Raw genomic sequence first — 2110 nt, forward strand, 5'->3', positions numbered from 1 at the left:
TTTTAGAGTTTGTTCAAAACTTCCATAATGAATAATAAACAGTTCACATAAGTATCCTGCAAAACCGCCAGTCTTGAATTCGGATCCATATGTTCCAACAGCATCCATGAATTTCTTAAGCAAAAGAACCTCATCTTCCTGCTCCTTGCTTAAATGCTTTTGGATATATCTTGTATGCAAAATGGTCCTATCAACAGCAGAAATAATGGATTGGCCTTCTTCAATAGCATAGCAAGGAACTATATCAACTTCAAAACCATCTATGTCACAGGTCAAATAAGGATGGGAAGCATAATGCTCTGAGGCATTTCCATTCAATGCGTCATTGGTCTTGTATGCAATATACAAACCCTTTTCCTTGAGCTCATCCATATCCGTATCAATAGGAAAACTAATGAAAATGTCTATATCAGATTTACCTCTTAACCAAGTGTTTTTTGCAACAGAACCTACAGCATTTGCTTTAGCATCAATGCCTTCTTTTTTGCAGAGTTCATTAATGAAATCAATTACCTTTTCACTTGTTTCATTAACTGCTTCAATCTCCTCAGGAGTTGGTCTTAATTCATTTAAAATTGATTCATAATTCATTGTTTAGTTCCTTTAGTTAATTGTAAAATCTGATAAATTTATTTTATAATTATATTATTACCTTTATTAGTTTTATAATTTTATAATTTAAAGGACTTTTTAAAAAATGAATTTAAAAAATAAGAAAAAAGAATAAAAAAGGAAATAGAAGTGGAATCAGTCTAATTTCTCCTTCCACTCCTCATTGTCATCATCAATTCTCCTTAACCTGTAGAACCTATCAGTGACTTTTTCACATGCATCATACATTGCCTCATGTCCTTCAGCAGTTTTAGAGTAATTTGCAACACGGCTTTTTCGGATTCCAATATGTGAAGCTTCAGAGTAAGAGTCAATATCCGCTCCTATGAATACGAATTCCCATCCACTGTTTTCGATAAGTTCCTTGATTTGAGTTCTGTTGAACTCTCTAGAAGCGTTTTCATATCCATCAGAAGTTATTATGCACATAGCTGAAGCTACATTGTTTTTATAGGTGTTTACAGTTTTCCCGATTGAATCAAGCAAAGCTGTTAAACCTCTAACATAATACTCCTTTTCAGTGAGTTGTTCCACTTTAGATATAGGTTTTCTGGAATATAGGACTTCATATTTATCGTCAAAGAGAATGGTGGTTACACGGATGTTGTGGTTTTTCACAGCTTGCTTTTCAATGAAAGCGTTGAACCCATTGATGGTATCCATTTCACTTCCTCCCATAGATCCGCTTCTGTCTAAAATGAAGAATAAATCCATTTCCTCTTCAATTCCAATATTTGCAAGTCTTTCATCGTTGTAGTCGCTTAAAACAGTTTTGTTTTCATTTTCCATATCATTTCCCCCTTTTACATTGTTTTCGTTTTTGTTTAATTTTTCAGTGCCAGAAATTTCATCCTATTCTTGAATCTTGATTTTTATACTTTCATTATCCATAAAATACCCCCTTAATTTAGATTTATAAAAGTAAATGAATTTTATATTATCAACATCCACTCCCCCTTTGTAAGTTTATTTAACAGCTAAGGTGATAAATGGTGCATTAATAAATTACAGTGAATGTTGAAAAATGATTGGCAAACTAAATATCAACCCCCATATTTTGATGTCATTTTTCTTCGACAATTATAGTATGAACTTCATAGTATATAAATGTGTCCTTTTTTTTAAGAACAAATGATTAAAAACTAATGACATGATAAAAATTATCATGAATTAGTTATTTCAGACATCAAATATGCTAATAAAAAAATAACTAAAAAAGAATGAATTTTAAAATAAGTAATTATTTTGCTTTTCAATTACATTTCACCAACAATATTTTATTTTCTGTTACTTATAAAGGTTTGTAATAAACTTAATTTAAAAATAAAGAAAAAATAAAATATCAAAGTTTTAAAAAGAATTAGATAGAATTATAATGGAGATATTAAAAATGAAAAATTAAAAATTAAAAAAATCTAAAAAAAGAAAAGAAAAAGTAAAAAAATTAAAAACTTAATTATCCTACTTTATCGATTTTGATTGGACCGTCGTTTTCTGT

At 29.6% G+C, this 2110-nt stretch carries 2 protein-coding genes; both read right to left on the reverse strand.

Annotated elements, in window-relative coordinates; genetic code table 11:
- Positions 1 to 591 (reverse strand): nucleotidyltransferase domain-containing protein (locus Q0409_RS01430; protein ID WP_298534302.1); only part of this gene is annotated, 591 nt, incomplete at its 3' end.
- Between the two features lie 156 nt (positions 592 to 747).
- The gene (locus Q0409_RS01435; protein ID WP_298534304.1) at positions 748 to 1401 is read right to left on the reverse strand and encodes a vWA domain-containing protein; all 654 of its coding nucleotides are present in this window, start codon (positions 1399 to 1401) and stop codon (positions 748 to 750) included.
- Positions 1402 to 2110 lie beyond the last annotated feature (709 nt).

It is taken from the genome of uncultured Methanobrevibacter sp. (genome assembly GCF_937898925.1).
Classification (GTDB): domain Archaea; phylum Methanobacteriota; class Methanobacteria; order Methanobacteriales; family Methanobacteriaceae; genus Methanobrevibacter.